Below are 20,750 nucleotides of genomic sequence, written 5' to 3'. Positions count from 1 at the left end.
CTACCTTTTGGTGGATACTTGAATCGAGAATTGCCAGCAAATGTGGTTGTAATTGTAGAAAACTTGAGTGTTTCTATATTAGATAGTATTGACTTTTTAATATAACGAGAATATAATTATTGGCTGATAAAAAATAATTAAAAAAATAACTAACGTGAATATTTCTCCATCTTCAAAAAAACCGCGTGCTGCATGGCAGGCGGTTTTATCAGTAATTATATTTATCTTTATGTACTTGCCTATACTTGTTCTTGCTTTTTATAGTTTTAACAAGTCGCCGTACAGTGCAAGTTGGCAAGGATTTACCCTCGATTGGTATCGCCAATTATTTAGCGATGAGCGAATTGTCTCAGCTTTGTGGAATAGTTTGATAGTTGCCTTTAGTGCGGTGGCGATTTCTGCCGTGTTGGGAACTTTAATGGCTGTGGGTTTGGCACGTTATCAGTTTCCATTAAAGAAATTGTATCGAGGCGTTTCTTATTTACCGTTGATTATCCCCGATATTGCGATCGCAGTCGCTACCCTAGTTTTTTTAGCAGCATTTGCGATTCCTCTAAGTTTGTGGACAATTATCGCGGCTCATGTGGTATTTTGTCTCGCCTACGTCGCCCTTGTGGTTTCTTCCCGACTCTCGCACTTAAATCCTCATTTGGAGGAAGCAGCTTTAGATTTAGGCGCAACACCAGTACAAGCTTTCATCAAAGTATTATTACCCCAGTTAATGCCTGGTATCATTGCTGGTTGCCTCTTAGCTTTTGTCCTGAGTTTAGATGATTTTCTCATCGCTAGTTTTACCGCAGGTAGCGGTTCCAACACTCTACCAATGGAAATTTTTAGCCGCATCAGAACTGGCGTTAAACCTGATATTAATGCTCTCAGCGTTATCTTAATTTTAGTTTCGGGAATCGTCGCTTTTGTAGCAGAATTAATTCGCGCCTACGGAGATGAAATTTAAATTTTCTAATTACTTGAAAAGTAAACTTACTCTAGCAGCCAATTTGCATCGCGCTGCATCTATTAATAAGCTTTGATAGTAGCTGTATTTACAAATACAACGATAATTCTGTTGACAATTCTAGGAAATTGCTATTATTATTTTTTCTGTAATGAAAATGATTGCTCTCATATATACTCATATTTAAAAAGTTACAAACAGAAAACAACAAATAAATAAAAAGGCTATATCTGTATTTACTTTTCTAAGTACGTACATAGATTAAGTCTGTCCATATTTATTTGTCTATACATCTGTTTTCACTTCGATAATATTGGGGCTAACTTTGGACAAGATGCTACCTCCCCTACACTATGCAAATCTGCCAAAATCCCAATTGCTCAAATCCATTCAATCATGATGGCAATAGATTTTGCGTAAGTTGTGGACACAGCAACTTTGGCAAACTACTAAGAAACCGCTACCGTGTCTTAAGGCTATTAGGTGAAGGTGGGTTTAGTAGAACCTATGCAGCAGAAGATGTAGATAGACTAGATGCACCCTGCGTCATCAAGCAATTTTTTCCGCAAGTTCAAGGAACCGGACAACGACAGAAAGCAGCAGAATTCTTTAAGGAAGAAGCATTTCGGTTGTATGAACTAGGAGAAAATCATACTCAAATTCCCAGATTACTAGCTTATTTTGAACAAGGTTCTAGCTTATATCTTGTACAAGAATTTATTCAAGGTAAAACTCTTTTACAGGAAGTTCAAGGACAATGCTTTACTGAGCAAGAAATTCGCCAACTGTTAGCCGATTTATTGCCAGTTCTTGACTTCATTCATTCGCATAATGTTATTCATCGAGATATCAAACCAGAAAATATTATCCGTCGCGATAGTGATGGTAAACCTGTATTAATAGATTTTGGTGGTGCTAAACAAGTAACACAAACTAGTTTAGCCAGACAAGCTACAGTAATTTATACAATTGGTTATGCTCCTACAGAACAAATGGCTGGCTTTGCTTGTCATGCTAGCGATTTATATGCTTTGGGTGTAACTTGCGTGCGTCTTTTAACTCAATGTTTGCCCTTACAAAATAGTGATGGACAAATTGAAGATCATCTTTATGATGCCATGAGTGCTAAGTGGTTATGGCCGGAGCGTTTGCAAAAAAATGGCATTAAGATTAGCGATGGATTAGCCAAAATTTTAGATAAATTACTTCAACATTTACCAAAAGATAGATATCAATCCGCAGCCGAAGTTCTCGATGATTTAAAGTCTACAACTACATCAGAATTAGAAGCCGAGATTTTAGCAATTTCTCAGCAGATATTATTACCTGTATCAACACCAACAAGACCCCAAAAAGACATCAAACCTCTACCATCTTTACAAAGCTTTGAATTTGACGTAGTTACAGTAGATACAGCAGGTAGAGAAGTCAACCGCGATCGCCGTTATGGTAAATACTTTATCGAAGAATTGAATAAAGCGATCGCCCTAGAAATGGTATCAATTCCTGGCGGTACTTTCTTGATGGGTTCGCCAGAATTTGAGGGTGATGCTGACGAACGTCCCCAACACAAAGTTAGAGTCGCACCCTTTTTTATGGGTAAATATCCTGTAACTCAAGCACAATGGAAAGCCGTAGCCGCCTTACCAAAAGTCAAACAAGCATTAAATCCCAACCCATCGAAAAACAAAGGCCCAGTTCGACCAGTAGAAAATGTATCCTGGCACGAAGCTGTAGAATTTTGTCTCAGACTCGCTGAAATAACCGGACGCGACTATCGTTTACCCAGCGAAGCCGAATGGGAATATGCTTGTCGCGCAGGAACGAAGACATCCTTTCATTTTGGCGAAACCATCACTTCCGATTTCGTAAGTTGTAGTAATAGCGATACTAAAACCCGCAAAGAAACCACAAACGTCGGCAGTTTTGAAGTAGCAAACGCCTTTGGATTGTACGATATGCACGGGTTAGTTTGGGAATGGTGCGCTGACCCTTGGCACAACAATTATCATGGCGCACCCACCGATGGAAGCATTTGGGAAGAAGGTGGTGATATTCATCGCCGAGTGTTGCGCGGTGGTTCTTGGAGTTTCGGTGCAGAACTTTGTCGCAGCGCTAGCCGCAGTTGGAATGAGTCAGATGGCGGCTTGAGGATTTGTGGTTTTCGGGTGGTCTTTTCTGCGGAAGGGATGCTTTAAAAGCAAGTTTAGAAATTGCACGCTACCACTAATACAAATTGAAAAAAATAATGCAACAGCTGGGTAGGGAAGAATTTTCCTTACTAATTATTTATGCGTTGCTAACATTATTTTAACGAGTATAACTGTTGTGACTCATCAACTAGCGTTTGTGACTGTTGTAGTAGCAGTTGTGACTTCTTTTACTAACACTTGTGACTGTTGTAGTAGCAGTTGTGGCTGTTTTAATAGCACTTGCAACTCTTATACTAGTGTTTGTGGCTGTTTCACTAGCAGTTGTGAATGTTGTAGTAGCAGTGGTGAATTTTTCACTAGCTTTTGCAACTCTTAAAGCTGCGATCGTGAATAATTTCAGTAAATTTACTGGATTTATTATTGAATTAGTCAGAGTACTTTAAAATTGATTTGCTTCCCCAGCCAGTGATTTATATACTTTGGGTACGACTTGTGCGTGACTGGTACTCATGAATAAGCTCAATTGTTATGACTCAAGCCTTACCAAAAATAGTCACCTTTGATGAATTTATCGCCTGGTAATTACTATTATCTTTTATTCCTAAGTTGAATTATGCAGAACGCTGAGAATCCTGCAAAAAATTCTCTAGAAATAATCCAAACCACAGACTTAATTGACTTTATTCCTGTGTTAAAAGAATTGGAATTTGGCGATACATTTAAGTTAGCAATGCTAAAGTGGTGTGGAATGGGCGATCGCGATCGCTCAATAGGTTTTTGGCAGGTTTATCTAGCAAAGCTAGAAGCAGAAACCATAGGTGTCATGGGACTTTACCAGCTAGTTGATAGTCCTTCAGAAGTTGTCTGGGTAGGATGGTTTGGAATCCGTCCAAAATTCCGAAGGCAAGGATGGGGAAGAATTATAATTAATCAGCTAAAAGAGTACGCCAGAGAATTTGAATTTCAACAGCTTTGGGTATACACAGATAATCCTAACTTAGCTGCTATATCATTTTACGAGAATTGTGAATTTGTCAAATTAGGTGTAGCAAAAGATATTTGTCCGGGCAAAACACATAGTTTATCAGATATTATTATGATGTTTAATTTATAGCAATTCAAATAATGTTTGTAACAGATAAATTCTTTGTAGGGAACATCAGTAAGATAATTTGATATACGAAAAGATTGTGGATGTTCCCTACATATCTGATTTTTTAAAGCGGCATACATGGGTGAGGGTTTAGCAATGCTAAACCCCTACGAAAAAACTCTTTTTATTAGGATAGGTGTGAATTAGTACGAAATTTCATGGAACACAGAGTTAAACTGCTAACTTCACACCCCGAATTGAATAATCCAATAACTCCATCGGGTGAATTACAGAAATATTCTTACCCTGTAAATGCAAATGCTTAGTAATTTGCAAAGTACAGCCGGGATTAGCAGAAGCAATTAAATCAGCACCAGTATTAAGCAAATTCTGTACTTTTTGCTGACCTAATTCTTCGGCAACTTCCGGTTGCAGCATATTATAAACACCTGCACTTCCACAACACAAAGCCGCATCTAAAGGTTCTTTTAACTTCACCCCTGGAATTTGTCGCAACAACTGACGCGGTTGTACGCTAATTTTTTGTCCGTGCAATAAATGGCAAGCATCTTGATAAACCAAATTCAAAGGTTTATCTGTAATTGGCAATAGTTTCGCTGTTAAACCGACAGTTGCCAAAAATTCTTGAGCATCTTTTACCTTAGCGGCAAATTCTTTCGCTTTTTCCCGATATTCTGGGTCATTTTCTAAAATGTGACCGTACTCTTTTAATGTATGTCCGCAACCAGCAGCATTGATAATTACAAAGTCTACATCAGTCTTGGCAAAACTATCAATCATCTGCCTAGCTAAAGCTTTCGCCTGTTCGGTTTGTCCTTGGTGTTCGGGAAGCGCCGCACAACAACCTTGCGATCGCGGGATCACAACTTCACAACCATTCGCTGTCAATACCCGCACCGTTGCTTCATTGACAGGAGAGAAAAACAGCCGTTGCACGCATCCCAAAATCATCCCAACTCGATAGCGCTTCTCACCCTTTGCTGGGATAACCGTCGGTAAATTATTTTGAAAGGTTTTCAAAGTAATTTCTGGCAGAATTGATTCCATTGCTGCCAATCGGGGGGATATATTTTTGAGCAAACCCGTAGCGCGAACGAATTTAGAAAACCCCAACTTTTGATAAGCCATCAACGGTACGAGTAACATTCTGAGAATGTCGGGGTTGGGAAACAGAGAAAATATTAATTTACGAACCAATTGATCTGGCAAACTGCGGGTATAATTCCGTTCAACTTGGTGACGAGTTGCAGAAATTAACTTGTCATACTGCACGCCAGAAGGACAAGTTGTGACACAAGCCAGACACCCCAAACAAGAATCAAAATGTTCTACCGTTGCCGTATTTAGTGCAATTTCACCTTCATTAATTGCATCCATTAAATAGACACGTCCCCGAGGAGAATCCATCTCCTTACCCAGCACTCGATAACTAGGACAAGTCGAAAGACAAAATCCACAATGCACGCAACTATCAATTAACTTGGGATCTGGTGGATGATTTTCATCAAACCCCTTTAAATTCTTTAAACTCGCCGTATTATTAACAGAATTTTCTGAAACTTGCATAATACCTCTTCTTTGTGTCCTTTGTGCCTTTGTGGTTCGTTTACAACCTAAATCCCACCCACAAACCGACCAGGACTTAAAATATTCTTGCTATCAAACTGTGCTTTGATCCGCCGCATCAAATCCAAAGCATTACCCGTATATCCCCAAACATCAAATTTTTCTTTAACTGTAGCTGGTGCTTCCAAAATAGATAGAAACCCACTATGAGTTTGGCATATTTCGCGCATTTTCAAAGTTTGCTTTTGGCTATTTAAAGACAACGCTCCCAATCCACTACTAATATGAATAAAACCTATTTCTACTTGATTTAAAACCTCAACAGCAGCGCTAGGTAATACTCCTATTTTGCAAGTAATTGGGAAATCTGTAGCAGAAGATTGTATTTGTTCTGGCAATCTCTGCCATAGATTAGTTTCATCTTGTGCTACATAAATTGTGCCAGCTAAGTCCAATTGTTTGCCAACTTCCAACAATCTGTTTGCTTGTTCGTTGACACTTTCACTAATACTTTGAAACCGAGCAATTAATCCCAAACCCGTACCCAAACCCAGACTAGATACGAGTTTATTAGAAAGTAAATCCGCTTGGGTTGGTGTTAATGCCGAACCGCGTAAAGTAGCGGCCGCGTCAGACATCGCCTCTGCTGTGCCAGTTAGTACCACCGTTGCTGAAGCTTCTTGCTGTGGATAAACTCGAAAGGTTACTTGAGTGATAATTCCCAACGAACCGTAAGACCCAGTGAACAACTTCATCAAGTCATATCCGGCAACATTTTTTACCACTCTTCCCCCAGCTTTGGCAATTTGACCATCAGCACGCACAAAGGTAATACCTAGCAACTGGTCGCGCACGCTACCATAACGTTGTCTGAGGGAACCTGTATTCGCTGTAGCAACAATACCGCCAATGGTTGCAAGCTCTGGTGCAGTGGGATCTAGCGCCAAAAATTGCCGATATTTTGCCAAAATCCCTTGGATATCGGCGAACTTCATGCCAGCTTCTACTGTAATAGTCAAATCTCCAACGGCGTGTTCAATCAGTTGATTGATGCGTTCTGTACTTACCACCACATCAATATCACAAGCCAAACCACCCCAGCTAAGTTTACTAGTACTACCGCAGGGGAGGACACGCCAATTTTGACGGTGTGCTTCGGCAATAATGGCGGCTAGTTGTTCTTGAGTGCGGGGATAGACAATACAACTGGGATATTTACCAGCAGCCATTGCCTTTTGGATAGATTCTTTACGAGTGGGTTCAAGATTTTCCCAGAGATAGACAGCATTTTCTTCATTGACGATAGATGCCAAACTAGAAGCGATCGCATTCATCAGTTTATTTTTTACGCCCTATTTCTAATTTACTGGCTAACCTCACTAAAAAAGTGCTGAGTGCCTTGAGCTATTAGAACTTGCTACTCAACACTATATAAAAAAACTCCACCCACAAGGCGATGGAGTTTTGCGGTGTATTTCAATAAACAGCCTCTCATACTCAAAATTACTGCCAATACCGCCAAAATCCGTCTTTTTATGCTGAAATGCGGTAAATATATAATTTAAAGTTTCTAATTTAACTTAATACTCGGTAAAACTTTTTACGTACAAACACGGAAGAAATAAAACTAATGATGACTTAAGCTGACTATAGGAAATTGTCATCTTAAAATCTATATTTAGTCATATTTGACCAATATAGAAGTTATATGACTGTAAATTGTATATTTATTTTTCAGGGTAGCAATGTCATCAATCTATAACCTTCCAGCATCAGATAAATCTGATGTGATACAGGATATGCACTTAGATTACTGTCATATCTTTATAAATAGGCGATTATGCCTGAAACTGCCACTCACGTTATAGCAGTTATAAATTATTTTCCTCCACTTCATTCATCTTTGCACTTTGTGAAAAGAGCAATTGCACTCTTAAAGTGTCATATCTTAGTGTTAACAGTAATATTTTGATAGATATATTTTACTGAAAACGCAGAAATTCTTAACTTAGATGCTATTAGCATGATGGAGAATAATTGAGCTAGGCAATAATTATTCTTTAAAGTTTGAACTATTCAACTGAATGATTTGCTACAGCTTTGATGTAGTTATTGAAAGTTGCCACTATGCCTGTATTAAACTATGTCACCCAAGACTATATCTTGACTTTTGCTCCTCACACACCTTTAAAAGAAATTCTCATTTACCTGGGGCAAGCTGGAGAAAATATTGACATAGACAATGGCTCATTTGTGGATGCCCATACTTTACATACTTACCGCAGCCAAGTTCAAGTAATTGCAGGTAAATCGCCACCTAGTTTTAATCATCTTGGTGCTAGCAAAAGAACATCACCAATTAATCAAATCGCTCAACCCATTGATTGCATCTATGTTGTAGACAAATTGCAATTATTAGGCATAGTCACACTTACTGACGCTATCAGGCTAATTAATTCTGGGATAAATTTGTCAGTAGTTAAACTTGCTGACGTAATGAAAGAACCAGTTATTACTTTAGAACGGGATTTTGATGTTAATAAAACATTGTCTCTCATTCACGAGTATGGCATACGTCATCTACCTATTGTGAACGATCGCGGACAATTATTAGGAATTGTTACCCCAGAAAGTCTGGCTTTGGGTTTACAAAAGGAACTTACAAAAATCAAAGAGAATTTGCAGCTAGAAATTGCACAGCGTTGTTCCTTAGAAATGAGCTTAAAAAAAGCTGAAGATGAGTCAGAAAGACTTATTGCTCAAGCAACTAATGAATTAATCATAACTAATAATGAGTTGCAACGAGAAATACGCGATCGCCAGCATATCGAAGAAGCCCTACGATATAGAGTTGAATTTGAAAAACTGATTACTGCTATATCAACTCATTTTATTAATCTCGCTCCTGATGAGATTGAGAACGGTATCAACCAAGCATTGCAGCTAATTGGCGAAGTTACTAATGTCGATTGTGCTTATGTATTTGTATTTGATGAAGATAGCAAGATAGACAATACTTATAAATGGTACGCTGAGGGGATAGAAAAGCAAATTAATAACTTACAAGATATTAGAGATATCGTTTTCTTATGGGGAAAAGAAAAGCTGAGTAACTTTGAAACTATTCATATCCCTAATGTTGATGACTTGCTACTTCCAGTTAGTACAAAAAACCTGCGATCGCTAATTATTGTGCCGATAATATGTAGTGGTTTGCTAATTGGCTATTTAGAATTTGACTCAATTAAAACTCCAAAAAATTGGACAGAAGATAGTATTACCATGCTAAAAATGGTAGGAGAAATTCTGGGAAATGCTTTAGAACGCAAGCGTGTAGAGCAAGCATTAAGAATCAGCGAAGAAAGATATATTCGGGCTATTAGTGCTGGGAAAGTGGGAATTTGGGAATTAAATACTAAAACTAATGAAATCTATATAGATCCCAATTTGCTAGCAATGCTTGGCTACACAGAGGAAGAAACTCCTCAATATTATGATGATTGGCTCAAGTTTGTTCATCCTGATGATGTCGATTATGTAAAAAATGCACTCAATCAGTATTTAGCGGGGATAACTCCGAAATATGAAATTGAGCATCGAATGCTCAACAAAGATGGTAGCTGTATCTGGTTTCTCAGCCGTGCTACACTCCTGTGTAAATCGCAAAATAATGAGTGTTTTCTAGCTGGTTCCAATACTGATATTACTGCTCGGACACAAGTAGAGAATAAACTCAAAGTATCTCTGAAAGAAAAAGAGATTCTCTTAAAAGAAATTCACCATCGCGTTAAAAATAATTTACAAATTATCTCTAGCTTGTTACGTCTACAAACTAGATATATTAATGATGGAGAAACCTTAGAAATTTTTCAAGATAGCCATAATCGTGTTCGAGCTATGGCTATTATTCATGAAAATCTATACCAGTCTCATGACCTTACAAAAATTGAGTTTTGTGATTATGCCAGGAGCTTAACTAATAATTTATTACGTTCTTATGGAGTGAAATCTAATATCAAAATTGATTTAAACATTAATAATATTTCACTCAAAATAGATACTGCGATTTCTTGCGGCTTGATTATCAATGAATTAGTTACTAATTCAATCAAACACGCTTTTGTAAATAAGAATTCAGGTGACATTCATATAGAACTTATAGAGACAGCTAAAAATCAATATTCATTAGTTGTTAGCGATAACGGTGTGGGATTATCTAAAGATATAGAAATTTATAAAAATCAATCACTCGGATTGAAACTAGTTTGGAGTTTAGTAGAACAGTTAGAAGGTATGATTACATTTAATACTTCATTAGGAACTTCATTCACAATTACTTTCAAAGAACAAAACTAAGGATAGTCTAAAAATGAAAGAAAAAATCCTGGTTGTTGAGAATGAAATAATTATTGCCTATGATATCAAGACTTGTTTAGAAAAAGCAGGATATATCGTTCCCGCAATTGCAGCTTATGGAGAACAAGCAATTGCTAAAGCCGCAGAATTATCTCCAGATTTAGTTTTGATGGATGTAATGTTAAAAGGTGAGATGAGTGGTATAGAAGCTGCTGCTGAAATTGGCACTCGTTTTAATATTCCAGTAGTTTATCTCACTGCTTATTCAGATCAAAGTAACTTACAAAAAGCCAAAACTACCCAGCCTTTTGGCTATATACTTAAACCATTTGAAGAAACTCAATTAATTACTACTATTGAAATTGCATTAAATAAGCATCAAACAGAAGTGGTGATGCGCAAAGCTTTAGAGAAGGAGAAAGAAGATCAAAAAATTAAAAACCAATTTTTCTCGATGATTAGTCATGAGTTTCGGAATCCTTTAAGTAATATTTTTACTTGTACTGAATTACTTACAGATCGCAGCCATCAATTAACCGAAGCAAAGAAGGATGAATATCTTAATCATATTCAAAATTCCGTGCAACATCTTGAGCATTTATTAGGTGATGTTCTGTTGATAGGTAAAGCAGAAACAGGTAAAATCCAATTTAATCCAGAACCATTAGATATAGAAAAATTTTGCCAAAATTTAATAGCTGATGTTAAATTAACTGCTAGCGAAAATCACAATATTATATTTACAGTCCAAGGAAGCAGCGCCAGTAAAGAAAATACTATCACTAAGCAAACTTCGCAGGCGATTGGCTTGGATGAAAAAATGCTCCGCCATATCCTCATTAATTTGCTGACAAATGCTGTGAAATATTCACCACAAGGCGGCACAATTAATTTGGAACTTTTTTATGTACCCGGAGAAGTTATTTTCCGGCTTCAAGATGAAGGTATTGGAATTCCTGAAGCCGATCAAGAAAATTTGTTCAATTCTTTTCACAGATGTAGTAATGTCGGCAATATTCCCGGCAATGGTTTGGGTTTAGCAATTGTGAAACATTATGTAGAATTACATGGTGGGGAAATTTCTTTTGCTAGTAAACCGGGAATCGGTACAACTTTTATTGTGAATTTACCAATTTAAGTATAGATGAACGCCGATCAATAATCAGGGTTCATCTGTGTTTTTTTTGTTGACTCAATTCCTAGACATTAACGGCTTGTCTAGTTTCTTCTGACGAATAATAACTATGACTATCGTCAAGCCCTGTTAAGGCAAGTGATTCTCCTCCTGTAATCAATCTCGCGCCACGATTGCGGGTAATATAGTTCCATACCCACTGAACCATCACTATTAATTTGTTGTCAAATTCAATTAAAAAGTATATATGCACTAATAGCCAAAACAGCCATGCAAAGAAACCTCTAAGTTTAATAAAACCTAAATCTACAACAGCCAAATTTTGCCCAATCATGGCTAAACTACCACGGTTAATGTAATTAAAGGGAGGCAAAATATTACCTTGAATTCGCTGTTCAATGAGTTTCGCAACATATTCTCCTTCTTGCTTGGCTACTGGTGCAACACCAGGTAAAGGTTTGCCATCTTGATGAGAAAAGTTTGCTAAGTCGCCAACGACAAAAATATTGTCATATCCTTTAATACTTAAGTCTGATTCAACAATAACTCGTCCTGCGCGATCGAGTTCAACACCTGTGCGTTCTGCTAAAACTTTCCCCATCGGGGATGCTTTGACACCCGCAGCCCATAATATTGTTTTTGAGGCAATTTCTCTGAGTCCATCACCTTGTTTAAGAGTAACAATATCATCTTCAATATTGGTGACTAATGTTTTTGTTTGAACAATAACGCCCAACTCTTTGAGAGATTTTTCTGCTGCTTGCGATAATTCCGGATCGAAAGGTGGGAGGATGCGATCCATACCTTCTAATAACAGAATTCTGGCTTCTGATGTGTCAATATTACGAAAATCTTCTGTTAGGGTTTGGTATGCTAACTCTGCGATCGCACCTGCTAATTCTACTCCTGTAGGGCCGCCACCAACAATCACAAAGGTTAACCAAGCACGGCGTTTTACCGGATCTTTTTCTCTCTCTGCTGCTTCAAATGCTGTAAAAATCCTGCGACGCATTTCTATCGCATCTTCCACTGTTTTTAACCCAGGCGCGAATTCTTCCCAGTTGTCTTTACCAAAGTAGGAATGCTTGGCACCTGTAGCCACAATTAACGTATCGTAAGGTATTGCTTCGCCTTCAACCTGCACTGTTTGCGCTTCGGGATCGATGTCATTAACAGATCCCAGCAATACTTTAGTATTTTTGCTCTTGCTCAACACCGATCGCAACGGTGAGGAAATATCAGCAGGCGATAAAGTACCTGTGGCTACTTGGTACAGCAGTGGTTGAAATAAATGAAAGTTACGTTTATCGATGAGTGTAACGTTAACTGGAGCCTTGGCAAGTGCTTTTGCTGCATATAACCCGCCAAAGCCACCACCCACAATCACTACCTGATGGTGTGGGTTATTGTCAAGCAAATTTACCATAAGAAATATTTCCTTGTGTTACGGCTATTGTAACTATTCTTAATAAATATGTATCAAACTTGGCAAAACTCTTTCTGTTCACCTTGCACAGATTAAAAGATGATAAAAGTGAGCAAAGTTACATTTTTATGTAATTAAAGGTGAAGAAACCACGCCGTTACATAATGTATATGTCGTGTTCTGATTTCAAATTGGTATAATTTACTCCTCGACAAAAGTCGATGAGCATTTTATGATGATGCTATTAACTGAATGTTTGACAAATCGAAGTGAGGACAAAAACCTCAGGGATTCGTCAAAATCGCCAGAACCTTGACAAATCAATAAGTCCAGCGTTTGATAAATTTGGGAAGATGCCAATTATTAGCAATAAGGTCGGCTGAAAATGACCAAAATTTTCGGTTCGTCAAAACCCTTCCCAGGAAGCTTGCTCTGTAACAGTTTCAGCACCGAGCTGTTTCCACTAGCTATTACCCCGCAAGGGGATTGAAACTGGCTAGCGATGCCTACTATAACCGATTAAGTTTTCGTTTCCACTAGCTATTACCCCGCAAGGGGATTGAAACTTATGATTAACCACTGTTAACTGCCAATGATCATAGTTTCCACTAGCTATTACCCCGCAAGGGAATTGAAACGTCACTACTCTTTGACTAGCAGCCAAGTATTTATCGTTTCCGCAAACTATTACCCCGCAAGGGGACTGAAACGGAAGTAGCACGTCGCGTTCCTTGTCGCCTTTCCCGTTACCATTAACTATTACCCCGCAAGGGGACTAAATAGACGATCGACACGACAGGAAATTGAGAAGATTCAGCGTTTCCGCTAAACATTTCAATAAGATAATTCTTCTCGCAGCAAAGCCCGAAACCCCGCCTGTTGAAAATGTTCGTTAGCAGTTAAAGCTTCAGAAATTCCGCTATATTGCATGACAATAAAAGATACGCAATCAATAAACCGCCATTCTTTCTCAGAGCGATCGCAATATAACTGAAAAGCTCTGTCATAAAGTTCTTGAGATAGAGGTACAATTTCTACCTTAGAGTCTGCTGCTAGGGCATTTAATAACGTGACTGCCCCATGACGTAAGGGTTGTTTCGCTAAAATATTACCAATTTCTAACATTACGGCTTGTGTAGTTACTAACCGCGTGCCTGCTGTTTCTAAAAGTTCTGCTAAGTGGACAGCGCGCCGATGCAAGTTATCTTGCGGTGCAGCTAAAGCGATCGCAAATGTTGTATCAAGAAAGACTTCAGACCTCATGCTGAATTTTTAGACCCTACAAATATTTGTCAATTTTGGTAGACCAATCAGCTGGCCCTGAGAGATTGAGCGATCGCGCGGTCATTAAAAATGATACACTCTCCTGTTTCTCTGGCGGTAAAACTTCGATACTCAGCCTTACACGAGTATTTGCTGGTAAAGCTATTGATTCAATAGGATAGAACACCCTGCCATCAAATACTGCTGTGATTTTTTCTGCCATAATTTTCCTAAAGCGCTGCAATTATATCCTAATCTGCTTCTGGCTTTACTATGGCGTTAATTTTGATACTTGGAAATGATTGGGTGTCATTGGTCATTTGACTTTTGACTCACAGCTTACAAGATACCCAAATCCCACGCCCGTGTTTGGCAAATTCATCAATAGTTTGCAGCGAAAGTTCGTGGGTAGCCATAGCGTGCAACATTGGCAAAGGTAAGGTGAGATGATGCGCACCTGCTTGTAGAGATGCTACTGCTTCTTCGGGAGATTTGATACTAGCTGCCATAATTTCTGTACTGCTACCCGCCACCACACTAGCCATTTGCTGTATCAAAGCTACTCCATCACCTAAAAGTCTAGTAGCGCGATTGACATAAGCGATCGCATATTTCGCACCCGCCTCTTTTGCTACTGCTGCTTGAGATGCATAGTATATTCCCGTAACAGCACAGGAAATTTCTCCTGCTAATGCTGCAACTACCTGAAAGCCAACCAATGATGCTGGTATTTTTAATACAGTCTGGTTGCCAATAATTTCAAAAGCCGCCCGTCCTTCTGCCAGCATTTCATCAAAGTCAGAGGACATTAGTTGGTAAAACACGGGGCCTGTAGTCAATTGTGCCAAGCGTTTGAGTGTAGTCTCTACTGGTAAATCGCTTTTCGCCAAAAGAGTTGGGTTGGTTGTGATCCCTTTTACCCAACCCATTTCCTTGGCAGCTTGGGCTTCAGCAATAATTGCCGAATCGAGATAAATGCTCACGTGTCTCTCCTTAGAAAGGTTGTGTCGCTGTCATTTTACAGCTGATACTAAGTTAGAAGTTGGGGATTTAGGAGGGAGTGTGGGGAGTGTGGGGAGTGTGGGGAGTACGAGAAAGACAAATGACCAATGACATTTCACAGAAGATCTCAAATTAATATGAGCAATGGCTGAACACTACACATATAAGAAAGTCAAAAAATCCCTTCACGAAGCTGGCGTCAAATTTGTTCGCATTCTTTGGTGCGATAATGCCAACATCATCCGCGGAAAAGCTGTTCATTTAGATATGTTGTCTCACTATTTTGAACATGGTGTGGGCATTTCCGCCGGAGAACAGGGAATACCTGTGATGTATGATGCGATCGTTCCTAACAGTGGTTTGGCACCAGTGGGTGAAATCCGCTTAGTACCAGATTGGTCTAGTTTGACGCCTATACCTTATGCTCCCGGCCATGCCCGTGTCCTAGGAAACATGGTACTAGATGGCAAACCTTGGGCGTTTTGTCCGCGAAATTTCCTCATCCAGATGATAGCGGCGGCGAAACGTGAAGGATTAGAAATTCAAGCAGCATTTGAAAACGAATTTTACCTACTGCGGCAAACATCTGAAGGAATTGTGCCCACAGACTCCACGGTTTTTGCTTCGACGCAATCAATGGATATTAATCGTGAAGTAATTGATGCGATCGCTGATGCACTGATTGCCCAAGGAATACCTGTAGAGCAGTATTATCCAGAATCCGGCCCCGGTCAACAAGAAATTTCTATGCGGTATACGGATGCTTTACAAGCCGCTAACTGGCAAATTGGATTTCGTGAAACTGTAAGAGCAATCGCTCGTCATCATCATCTTACAGCTTCTTTCTTACCCAAGATCTTCCCTGATGCGGCTAGTAGCGGTTGTCACATTCACCTCAGCCTTTGGCGTGACGGACAAAATCTCCTACCAGATCCCCAAGGTGTCTGCGGTCTTTCCCAAATAGCAAGAGCATTTATTGCAGGTATACTAGATCATCTCCCCGCACTCATGGCATTAACTACCCCTAGCCCCAATTCTTACCGCCGCATCCGTCCCCATACTTGGAGTGCTGCTTTCCGTTGCTGGGGATTAGATAACCGTGAAGCCGCTGTCAGAGTACCCAGCGACCCAGGTTTACAAAGTTCTAGCCATTTTGAAGTAAAAACTGTGGATGCATCAGCTAATCCTTTCTTAGCTTTAGGTGCAATAATTGCAGCTGGATTAGATGGCGTGCAGCGAGGTCTAGAACCACCCAACCCCGTAGCCGAAGATCCCGGACACTTATCAATTGAACAACGTAAAGCCAATAGTATTGACGCCTTACCCACAAATTTAGGGGAAGCGTTAGGGTATTTTCAACAAAATAAAGTCTTATTAAATGCTTTAAATCCCCAATTATCACAAGCTTTTTTAGCAGTACGTCAAGCTGAGTGGGAAGCAATGAAAGATTGGGAATTAGATGCCGAAGTAAAGTTGTTATTGGAGAGATATTGATTTGCGATTTGTCAAGGGTCAAGAGTCAAGAGTCAAAAGTCAAAAGTCAAAGTCAAAATTTTAGTTTTCAAGGTGCAACTTTCAGGCTCAAAGTTGTGGCTTTCAAGTTCAAAGGAGCAACTTCCAGGTTCAAAGGCGCAACTTCCAGGCTCAAAAACGCAACTTTCAAGCAAAAAGGCTCAACGTTCAAGCTCAAAGGTGCAACTTCCAAGCAAAAAGGCTCAACGTTCAAGCTCAAAGGTGCAACTTCCAGGCTCAAAGGCGCAACTTTCAGGCTCAAAGGTTCAACTTCCAAGCAAAAAGGCGCAGCTTCCAGGCTCAAAGGTGCAACCTCCAAGTTCAAAGGTTCAACTTCCAGGCTTAAAGGCTCAAATTCCAAGCTCAAAGCCTCACAAGAAATGATAAGTTCACGCCATGATGAGTCCCCTGTGTCCCATTTCCCCCCACACTCCCCACACTCCCCACACTCCCCAACTAAGCGAATATGCGACTCGACCTTGCTGATATTCCCTTAATTGACCAACACGCGCACAACATACTTCGACCGGAAGTAGCTGCGCGTTATCCTTATGCGGCGGCTTTTACAGAAGGATATGACGAAGAAATAGTTAACAATCATGCCCGTCACACTTTATTCTATCGGCGCAGTCTGCGGGAAATTGCGGCGCTACTAGAATGCGATGCACAAGAAAATGCGATCGCAGCCCGTCGGCAAGAATTAGGATTAGAAAATCTCACGCAACTTTATTTCCGGACTGCTAACCTGGAAGCCATTTATTTAGATGACGGATTGGAAGTTGAGAGTATCTTACCCCTCTCATGGCACGAAAAATTAATACCCGTGCAAAGAATTCTCCGCTTGGAAGTAATCGCCGAACAGTTAATTCCCCAAATAGCAGATTTTAAAACTTTCTTAGCAAGATTCACTAGCGAAATTGACCCGCCACCACCAGGGGTTGTCGGCTTTAAAAGTATTGTTTGTTATCGTACTGGTTTGGATGTTCAGCCTGTGACGTTTGAAGTTGCAGCATCTCGCTTTTACGAAATCAAACAACAGCTAACGAATCAACCATTGCGTTTAGTTGATAAATCTCTGATTGATTTCTTACTACAACAAGCTTTATTAATTGCTGCTAAACATCAGCTGCCATTACAATTACATACCGGCTTTGGCGACCCCGATTTAGATTTACGATTAGCGAATCCGCTACACTTGCGATCGCTCTTAGAATTACCCCAGTATCGTCACGCACCAATAGTACTGCTACACGCTGCCTATCCCTATATGCGCGAAGCTGGATATTTAGCTTCGGTTTATCCCCAAGTTTATTTAGATTATGGTTTGGCAGTACCATCCTTAAGCGTATCTGGGATGCGAGAAGCAATTAGGCAATTACTAGAGTTAGCTCCTACCAGTAAACTTATGTATTCTTCTGATGCTCATTCAATTCCAGAGTTGTATTATTTAGGAGCAAAATGGGGTCGCCAGCTATTGGCAGAAGTGCTAGACCAGGCAATTGAAGATACAGACTTAACAGTGAAGGAAGCGGAGGCGATCGCTACTGCAATTTTACGCGAAAACGCCATATCTCTATATTTGAAAAAAGAGCATAGGGCATAGGGCATTGAGTGATTTGTCATTTGTCATTTCTCCCCACACTTCCCACACTCCCCACACTCCTTCATCTCCCCCTGCCCCTCTGCCTGATTTTCTCAGTTGCAAAACGCCCCGCAATTGTGACGATTACGCTAGAATTGTTAAAGCTTCTTTACAGAGTTTGTACTTTACCCTCAATTCTGTTAAAACAGCCTGGCATCGTAAACATAAGATGTACATCTGAAAACCCCCTCTAGAGTTCACCAAAAGCTTCTATGACGCTCCCAATTCGTAACGTCGCCATTATTGCCCACGTTGACCACGGCAAAACCACCCTGGTTGATGCACTCCTCAAACAGTCCGGCATTTTCCGAGAAGGTGAAGACGTTCCGGATTGCGTTATGGACTCCAACGCCCTAGAACGGGAACGGGGAATTACAATTCTGTCTAAAAATACAGCAGTTCGCTACAAAGAAACACTAATCAATATTGTTGATACTCCAGGTCACGCTGACTTTGGTGGTGAAGTCGAACGTGTACTTGGCATGGTTGACGGTTGTATCCTAATTGTCGATGCCAATGAAGGCCCCATGCCTCAGACACGCTTTGTACTGAAAAAGGCTTTGGAAAAAGGACTGCGCCCAATTGTCGTCGTCAACAAAATTGACCGTCCCCAAGCCGATCCCTACGGTGCAATCGATAAAGTATTAGATTTGTTCCTGGAATTAGGTGCAGACGAAGACCAATGTGATTTCCCCTATTTGTTTGCCTCAGGTCTGGCTGGCTATGCCAAAGATGACCTAGATGCAGAAGCGGTGGATATGCAACCTTTATTTGAAGCCATCCTCCGCCACGTACCACCACCAGTAGGCGACATCAACAAACCTCTACAATTACAAGTCACAACCCTAGATTATTCTGAATATCTGGGACGGATTGTGATTGGTAGAATTCACAACGGTGTTATCCGTGCTGGGCAACAAGCAGCATTAGTCACAGAAAACGGCTCAATTGTCAAAGCCAAAATCACCAAGTTGATGGGCTTTGAAGGCCTGAAGCGGGTGGATATGGAAGAAGCATCCGCTGGTTATATTGTGGCTGTAGCTGGTTTTGCTGATGCCAACATCGGGGAAACAATTACCGATCCCAACGAACCGCAAGCTTTACCATTAATTAAGGTCGATGAACCAACCTTACAGATGACCTTCTGGGTGAATGATTCACCTTTCGCAGGTCAAGAAGGTAAATTGGTGACATCACGACAAGTACGCGATCGCTTGCTGCGAGAATTAGAAACTAACGTCGCCTTGCGTGTTGAAGAAACTGATTCTCCTGATAAATTCTTGGTTTCTGGTCGTGGTGAACTTCACCTGGGTATCTTAATCGAAACCATGCGCCGTGAAGGTTATGAGTTTCAAGTATCTCAGCCACAAGTAATTTACCGCGAAGTCAACGGACAACCTTGCGAACCCTACGAACTTTTGGTTCTGGATGTCCCCGCAGACGCAGTTGGTAGCTGTATCGAACGCTTGGGACAACGCAAAGGCGAAATGCAAGATATGCAACCCGGTGGTAATGACCGCACCCAGCTAGAGTTTGTCATCCCCGCCCGTGGCTTGATTGGATTCCGTGGCGAATTCATGCGGATGACTCGCGGCGAAGGCATCATGAACCACAGCTTCCTCGATTACCGTCAACTCAGTGGTGATATTGAAGCCAGAAACAAAGGTGTTTTAATCTCTTTTGAAGAAGGCGTATCTACCTTCTACGCTATGAGAAACGCTGAAGATAGAGGCGTATTCTTTATTACCCCAGGAACTAAAGTTTACAGAGGCATGATTGTGGGAGAACATAATCGTCCCCAAGACTTAGAACTGAATATCTGTAAGACCAAGCAACTGACCAACCACCGGGCTGCTGGTGGTGATGAACTAGTACAGTTACAAGCACCAGTAGATATGAGCTTAGAGCGTGCTTTAGAGTACATCGGCCCAGATGAGTTGGTAGAAGTCACACCCCAATCAATTCGCTTGCGGAAGATGGCGAAGAAATTAGCTAAACGCTAAGTAAAGTTATTTAATTGATTTACAAAGCCTGCATCTGCGGGCTTTTTTATTTTGTGATAAGTAAGTCGGTGCAAATAATCATCACTATTTGTACCAAAGCGCGGCAATGTTTATTTGGGAATGTGGTTCAGGGCGAAATGCAATTAAATTCTTTAGGTCATATTGCCTTCAACTGCTGGCAAACAATACCCGAACATTTTCCCCACATTGAATTAGATGCATTTGTCGTCATGCCTAACCATTTACACGGCATCTTAATCATTACCGATAAACTTGCAGTATTACAAAATTGTTGTGCCCTAAATCAACATCTTGACAGCAACAAAGAAAAATTCGGTAAACCTGTACGTGGTTCTATTCCTACAGTTATTCGCAGCTATAAAGGCGTTGTCAGCAAACGCATTAATATAATTTGGCATACGCAAAGACAATCAATCTGGCAACGCAATTTTTACGAACACATTGGCAGAGAGCAAAAATCCGTAGATAATATCCGGGAATATATTTTAAATAATCCCCAGCGTTGGGCAGACGATCCCGAAAACACGCAACATAATTCTGATGAGCAAGATTGCTTTTTTGATATGGCTTTTTGATTTAAACACTTCCCACACTCCCTTTTG

17 protein-coding genes are annotated in these 20,750 nt (G+C 40.2%); 10 read left to right on the top strand and 7 right to left on the bottom strand.

Annotation, left to right across the window (positions count from 1 at the left end; translation table 11 throughout):
- The first annotated feature begins 154 nt into the window (after window positions 1–154).
- The 4 genes from AACU33_RS22300 (at window position 155) to AACU33_RS22285 (ending at window position 4,222) form a co-directional block, all read left to right on the top strand.
- Window positions 155–955 (top strand): ABC transporter permease, encoded by an 801-nt coding sequence (locus AACU33_RS22300; RefSeq protein ID WP_339376213.1) that lies wholly within the window; start codon window positions 155–157, stop codon window positions 953–955.
- Between the two features lie 353 nt (window positions 956–1,308).
- Entirely contained in the window at window positions 1,309–3,153 is a 1,845-nt protein-coding gene (locus tag AACU33_RS22295; protein ID WP_096590716.1) for a bifunctional serine/threonine-protein kinase/formylglycine-generating enzyme family protein, read from the top strand.
- A 194-nt stretch (window positions 3,154–3,347) separates the two neighbouring features.
- Window positions 3,348–3,551: a hypothetical protein gene (locus tag AACU33_RS22290; protein WP_096590715.1), complete on the top strand. Its 204-nt coding sequence runs from the start codon at window positions 3,348–3,350 to the stop codon at window positions 3,549–3,551.
- A gap of 170 nt (window positions 3,552–3,721) precedes the next feature.
- Window positions 3,722–4,222, top strand: coding sequence for a GNAT family N-acetyltransferase (locus AACU33_RS22285; protein ID WP_096590714.1), 501 nt, complete (start codon window positions 3,722–3,724; stop codon window positions 4,220–4,222).
- Window positions 4,223–4,432: 210 nt separating this feature from the next.
- On the opposite strand, the gene AACU33_RS22280 is transcribed toward AACU33_RS22285, so the two are convergent.
- Window positions 4,433–5,788 (bottom strand): (Fe-S)-binding protein, encoded by a 1,356-nt coding sequence (locus tag AACU33_RS22280; RefSeq protein ID WP_096590713.1) that lies wholly within the window; start codon window positions 5,786–5,788, stop codon window positions 4,433–4,435.
- A 47-nt stretch (window positions 5,789–5,835) separates the two neighbouring features.
- Complete coding sequence (locus AACU33_RS22275; RefSeq protein WP_096590712.1) at window positions 5,836–7,122, bottom strand: FAD-binding oxidoreductase; 1,287 nt, start codon at window positions 7,120–7,122, stop codon at window positions 5,836–5,838.
- A gap of 793 nt (window positions 7,123–7,915) precedes the next feature.
- Here AACU33_RS22275 and AACU33_RS22270 point away from each other — a divergent pair.
- Window positions 7,916–10,144, top strand: a complete 2,229-nt coding sequence (locus tag AACU33_RS22270) for a histidine kinase dimerization/phosphoacceptor domain -containing protein (RefSeq protein WP_096590711.1) — start codon at window positions 7,916–7,918, stop codon at window positions 10,142–10,144.
- A gap of 13 nt (window positions 10,145–10,157) precedes the next feature.
- Complete coding sequence (locus AACU33_RS22265; protein WP_096590710.1) at window positions 10,158–11,282, top strand: hybrid sensor histidine kinase/response regulator; 1,125 nt, start codon at window positions 10,158–10,160, stop codon at window positions 11,280–11,282.
- A gap of 61 nt (window positions 11,283–11,343) precedes the next feature.
- On the opposite strand, the gene AACU33_RS22260 is transcribed toward AACU33_RS22265, so the two are convergent.
- The 4 genes from AACU33_RS22260 to AACU33_RS22245 all read right to left on the bottom strand — a co-directional run bounded on the left by AACU33_RS22260 (window position 11,344) and on the right by AACU33_RS22245 (window position 14,951).
- Window positions 11,344–12,705 (bottom strand): NAD(P)/FAD-dependent oxidoreductase, encoded by a 1,362-nt coding sequence (locus tag AACU33_RS22260; RefSeq protein ID WP_096590709.1) that lies wholly within the window; start codon window positions 12,703–12,705, stop codon window positions 11,344–11,346.
- Window positions 12,706–13,539: 834 nt separating this feature from the next.
- Window positions 13,540–13,968: a type II toxin-antitoxin system VapC family toxin gene (locus tag AACU33_RS22255; protein ID WP_096590708.1), complete on the bottom strand. Its 429-nt coding sequence runs from the start codon at window positions 13,966–13,968 to the stop codon at window positions 13,540–13,542.
- A gap of 16 nt (window positions 13,969–13,984) precedes the next feature.
- Complete coding sequence (locus AACU33_RS22250) at window positions 13,985–14,191, bottom strand: antitoxin family protein (protein ID WP_096590707.1); 207 nt, start codon at window positions 14,189–14,191, stop codon at window positions 13,985–13,987.
- Between the two features lie 109 nt (window positions 14,192–14,300).
- A complete protein-coding gene (locus tag AACU33_RS22245; RefSeq protein WP_096590706.1) occupies window positions 14,301–14,951 on the bottom strand; it encodes a transaldolase family protein in 651 nt (216 codons plus the stop codon).
- 163 nt (window positions 14,952–15,114) lie between these two features.
- Between AACU33_RS22245 and AACU33_RS22240 the strand changes: the two genes are divergently transcribed.
- Entirely contained in the window at window positions 15,115–16,464 is a 1,350-nt protein-coding gene (locus tag AACU33_RS22240; protein WP_096590705.1) for a glutamine synthetase family protein, read from the top strand.
- A gap of 67 nt (window positions 16,465–16,531) precedes the next feature.
- On the opposite strand, the gene AACU33_RS22235 is transcribed toward AACU33_RS22240, so the two are convergent.
- Entirely contained in the window at window positions 16,532–16,843 is a 312-nt protein-coding gene (locus tag AACU33_RS22235) for a hypothetical protein (RefSeq protein WP_096590704.1), read from the bottom strand.
- 105 nt (window positions 16,844–16,948) lie between these two features.
- Between AACU33_RS22235 and AACU33_RS22230 the strand changes: the two genes are divergently transcribed.
- From AACU33_RS22230 to AACU33_RS22220, 3 genes are all read left to right on the top strand, one after another.
- Complete coding sequence (locus AACU33_RS22230; protein ID WP_096590703.1) at window positions 16,949–18,085, top strand: amidohydrolase family protein; 1,137 nt, start codon at window positions 16,949–16,951, stop codon at window positions 18,083–18,085.
- Window positions 18,086–18,336: 251 nt separating this feature from the next.
- Window positions 18,337–20,127 carry a translational GTPase TypA gene (gene typA, locus AACU33_RS22225; RefSeq protein ID WP_096590702.1) on the top strand — a complete coding sequence of 597 codons (1,791 nt, stop codon included), beginning with the start codon at window positions 18,337–18,339 and terminating at the stop codon, window positions 20,125–20,127.
- Window positions 20,128–20,264: 137 nt separating this feature from the next.
- A complete protein-coding gene (locus AACU33_RS22220) occupies window positions 20,265–20,723 on the top strand; it encodes a transposase (RefSeq protein WP_445291764.1) in 459 nt (152 codons plus the stop codon).
- Window positions 20,724–20,750 lie beyond the last annotated feature (27 nt).

It is taken from the genome of Calothrix sp. NIES-2098, from assembly GCF_963875125.1.
Taxonomy (GTDB): domain Bacteria; phylum Cyanobacteriota; class Cyanobacteriia; order Cyanobacteriales; family Nostocaceae; genus Aulosira.
Note: the sequence above shows the minus strand (reverse complement) of the source record. Positions and strands in the feature narration are given on the sequence as shown.